General features: G+C 51.4%; 4 protein-coding genes, 1 tRNA gene and 1 pseudogene. 3 read left to right on the forward strand and 3 right to left on the reverse strand.

What is annotated here, in order from left to right; genetic code table 11:
* A pseudogene (locus ACRC1E_RS09310) lies at positions 1–204 on the forward strand (hypothetical protein); the annotation flags it as partial.
* A 59-nt stretch (positions 205–263) separates the two neighbouring features.
* On the opposite strand, the gene ACRC1E_RS09315 reads toward ACRC1E_RS09310, so the two are convergent.
* The 3 genes from ACRC1E_RS09315 to ygfZ all read right to left on the reverse strand — a co-directional run bounded on the left by ACRC1E_RS09315 (position 264) and on the right by ygfZ (position 3,656).
* A complete protein-coding gene (locus ACRC1E_RS09315; RefSeq protein ID WP_438514820.1) occupies positions 264–1,955 on the reverse strand; it encodes a hypothetical protein in 1,692 nt (563 codons plus the stop codon).
* Between the two features lie 162 nt (positions 1,956–2,117).
* Entirely contained in the window at positions 2,118–2,423 is a 306-nt protein-coding gene (locus tag ACRC1E_RS09320) for an H-NS histone family protein (RefSeq protein WP_438514821.1), read from the reverse strand.
* A gap of 93 nt (positions 2,424–2,516) precedes the next feature.
* Positions 2,517–3,656, reverse strand: coding sequence for a CAF17-like 4Fe-4S cluster assembly/insertion protein YgfZ (gene ygfZ / locus ACRC1E_RS09325; RefSeq protein WP_438514822.1), 1,140 nt, complete (start codon positions 3,654–3,656; stop codon positions 2,517–2,519).
* A 63-nt stretch (positions 3,657–3,719) separates the two neighbouring features.
* Between ygfZ and ACRC1E_RS09330 the strand changes: the two genes are divergently transcribed.
* Positions 3,720–3,795: transfer RNA gene (locus ACRC1E_RS09330), tRNA-Asn, on the forward strand.
* 253 nt (positions 3,796–4,048) lie between these two features.
* Positions 4,049–4,342, forward strand: a 294-nt coding sequence (gene mscL / locus ACRC1E_RS09335; protein ID WP_438514823.1) for a large conductance mechanosensitive channel protein MscL, incomplete at its 3' end; no start/stop codon positions are given.

Raw genomic sequence — 4,342 nt, forward strand, 5'->3', positions numbered from 1 at the left:
CAGCAAAAGGGAGAGGCTGCTCTGACTTGGGCTACCGCCTGGGTGGCAGAACAGTTTAATTGCCTGGCTTTCACCCTGGAAATGCCGTTCAAGGATAATGCCAACTTACCGGATGACGACTTCGGCTGGAACGGCCAGCGCAGCCTGCGCATGGGTGAGGCCGCTTTATCACCGATAATGGCCGTAGTGCGCCACTTGCGCTGACAAAACGGCAGCAAACAAAAAAAGCCCCAGCGGGGCTTTTTTTGATGGCGGCGACCAGCCTAGGGCAAGGCCTCCAGCGATTTGATTAATTCGATTTCACACAGACACCAGTCGCTGCCCTTATCCTGCACCTTACCTAGCGCAACCATGAAATGGCGCCCGCGTGCCGTCATATAAAATGGCTTACCCAGAGAATACGAGGAGATCGCGAGTACCAGTGCATTGATCTTGCGACCTTCGCGTACACAAGGCACAAACAGGGCAATCTCCCCCCCTAGCCATACACGCTCGATAGGCAAAGCAGGCCGCTGTACGCCCCCGTCTTCAGTCCGGAGGCTCGCCGCTACCGGTCGTGCGGACAATATCTCTACACCCAGATAGATCCGCTCCGGAGCCGGCCGTTTGATACGACGCACGATACCCAAGCTCCACTGCGTTTCACTTCCATCACGAAAGCCGAGCAAGGCACCAAGCGTAACCCATTCATTACCGATAGCATCCAGCGAAATTCCCAGGCCGCTATCGCTCTGGTTATCGACAAGACACACCGGCAAGGGCACTTTCGGCGCATCGTCAGATTTTGCACCCGCTGCGGTAGCACGAGTGCGGCTACGGCTGGTGACAAAACCATAGATACGCAACTCGCCCGCTTCATCAGAAAATGACGCCTCTTTTTCGCGCGCCATTTTTTCTTCATCTGGTTCGCGTATCAACTTGTGCAACAGGGGTAAGCGGTGTGCAACCTCAAGTGATTTACCACTGATAGGCAAACGCTGGGCGCGTTCAAAGTGGTAAGGTTTAGATGCCCACTCCCGCAGCAGATAACGCAGCAAGGAGGCATCCAGCCCGGGCTCCTGCAAGGCCTTTAGCTCATCGGGCATACGTCCGCTATCCAGCATGATCAGCCAGCTATTAAGCTGCTCGACCAACTCGGATGTTTCCCAGTAGCGCATTGTAGAGGCGGCGCTAGCAAAAGGGCGAGCAGGCGGCGCCCCCATGGCCAGATTGACTGCAAAACTGGCCTCTACCGCCTTGTCAGCCAGCAAGCTGGTTCTGCTACTCAAGCGCTGCGCTAGCAAATAAGTCATATTGATCTGCCGCGGCAGCAGATTACCACTCGCAGTCAATGAAACCAGCAACAACACCAGATACTGATCCTGCACTGTGGTTCCCCTCTCCTCGTCAAACAGGAACAAGGGGGTACTGGCCATGCCGCGTGTTTCGGCCAGATGATATAGCTGGTGCACATTGGTCCAGAAGACATTGTCTGGCGAAAAATGACGGAAGTACTGCCACAACGCGGCTTCACTCTGGTAATACATCATGCGCGCAATGGCCAGAGGCAACAGGGCATGAATGCGTGCCCTGTCCGGACCGGCAGGCTCGGCCATCAGAAAGCGCTGGTACACCATACAAAACAGTTTGCTGTAATATGAAATCTGATTGCGCAACTGTGTTTCCAGCACTTTGGGCAGGCGCACACTCATCAAGTACTGCGTGCGTAGCTTCGCCTGCAAAGGCTGGGACAGACGGTTAAGCGTCAACAAAGCTTCCAGCGTGTCCGCCGTCAGCATCCCGACACTGGCCGACTCATTAAAGCGGGCAAGTTCCTCGCATAGCGCCTCGTTAGCGGCAGGGCCATGCTCAGTCACCAGTTGCTGCATCCACTCACTGGCACTGGCCGCACTAAGGAAAGGGCCCGCCGGCTTTTTCTTGCCGGAACCAAAAGACAAAAAATCAAACCTGCTCATCACGGTACCTATCTCATCAATATTGGCGGGACAGTTGTAGCCGCGACGGAAGCCGAGCCTGCGATGCCATACAACTATATCCTAACTACAGCCTGCCATCATCAATACACCAATGAAAACGCCGCGAATAGCTCGCGGCGTTTGGCGGGCATCACGCAACAATCAGATGACCAAATCTGCCATCGACTTACCGGACGCCAACAACTCAACCACCCATACCGGCTTACGGCCACGGCCGGTCCAGGTCATATCAGAGTGATCCGGATGGCAATATTTAGCCTCGACAGTTTTACGTACATTGCCGGTTTTGGTTAAAACGTCTTCAACGCTAAGGCCATAAGTACGGGCAATTTCAAGTATCTGCTTGCGTGCTTTGGATTTTTCTTCTTGCTCGCGCTTGCCAAGTTCCGACTCAACGTCAGATTTAAGCTGGAGAAGTTCAGGATAAGACAGTGTTTCGATTTGCATGGTGAATGCCTATTGTTTATTTACAGCCATTATAAGTTAGCTAGTTTTTATTATCTAGTCAAGCCAACCCTCATTAAATCAGTGGGTAGGTATTTATGTCTTATCTGTTACCACATAAGGCAAAGATAAGAGTTGAAGCAAAGCCGCACTTTTCCCGGCACAAACTTCTCCTTCCCACGCCGAAATCAACATAACAACCAGCGCCTCTTGCTTACCATTTTCCAGCGTCGCTACCGCAGCAATCGTACCCACAGATTGATCAGGCGCCTCTTTTACGAAAACGCCATCGCCGACAAGCAAGCTTGCACCCTCGGTTACAATCCGGTAAAGCCTGCGCTTGGATTTCCCCAAATACTGCATACGGGCGACAATCTCTTGCCCAGGATAGCAACCCTTACGGAAATTGATTGCCGACACTAATTCCATATTGGCCATTTGTGGCACAAAAGCTTCCTGAGTCGGCACCAACACCCATGCAAAACCGGAGCGAATAAAGATTAGATCAACAATTCCGCTCCCGCCCAATGCAGAATAATGGCGTAATTTTTGCCATAGTTGCAGTGTAGTGTCCATTTTCTGCACCAACAAATAGCCGGCAAAAGGCAGATTCACTACCATGCCATCAGGAATAGCAGACTGTTCCATCCTGCCTTCAGGTGCGGGCAGGCCTATTTTCCCCAACACCTCCGATGCCAAAGGGCCGGATAACAAAGCAGGAACATAATCGGCAATTTTAATGCACACCTTGGAGCGCATCACAAACATACGCAATCTTTTAACAATGGAATCAACCAACCCAAGCGGCAATAAAAGACTATAGATCTCTTTTTCTTTCCATATCAGGAAATTAGCCAGCATCCGCCCCTTGGCGGTAGAGTAAGTACTGTATTGAGCGCACCCATTTTCCAGTTCGCGGATATCGTTTGACAATTGCCCTTGCAAGAAAGGCTCGGCATCGACGCCATCAATCTCGAGCACGACAAAACCGGTCAAGGGAGCCAGCACCGCCCCCGCTTCCAAGCCTTGCCAGGCGGCCGTCGCATCATTAAAGCGTAACAAGCCTCCTTCATCACATACTGCGCCTTGTTGTTCCAACCAGTCTTTTATTATCATATTCACCCCATTTTCCGCCTTGTTGGCAAGCACCGCCCATTGGGTGCTCAATAGCTCGCAGATAAGGACATATAAACAAATTTCAATCAACCCGATTTGCCCCACACACACCAAAAACACAAAACAAACCACCGAGGTGTTGACGCAAAGAAGCACCCTGTGTATAGTTCGGTTCTCAGCAATTCCCTGATAGCTCAGTTGGTAGAGCGACGGACTGTTAATCCGCAGGTCGCAGGTTCGAGCCCTGCTCGGGGAGCCATATTTTAAAAGCCGGACGATAAAACGTCCGGCTTTTTCACGTACTGAATTTGACAACTCAAGCACGGCAAAGCAAGCCAGCCTTACTGATTACCAGTCTCCCTCTCCTCTGCCTCCATTTTTAACTCACCGCTTACAGCAAAAACAGCAAATAACGGGAAAAGTCATTATGATAAGCATATGGCTTTTAGCAGCATGGACTGTGATGTAAGGCCTAAAATTATTCAACCCTGAACGAAACGAGGTAGTTCCGCATGTCCATTCTGAAAGAGTTTCGCGACTTTGCAGTGCGTGGCAACGTCCTTGACCTCGCGATAGCGGTGGTTATTGGCGGCGCATTCGGCACCATTGTTAAATCAATGGTCGACGACATCATCATGCCCCCTATCGGGATATTGCTCGGCAATGTCGACTTTTCCAACCTTTTTTTAGTACTCAAGGAAGGCAGCAAACTGGCGGGCCCCTATATCTCGGTTGCCGCCGCCAAAGAAGCAGGTGCAATCACCCTCAATTTCGGCCTGTTTATCAATGCCATGGTGAGCTTTACC

Origin of the sequence: Craterilacuibacter sp., from assembly GCF_051659485.1 — a bacterium.
GTDB lineage: Bacteria > Pseudomonadota > Gammaproteobacteria > Burkholderiales > Chromobacteriaceae > Craterilacuibacter.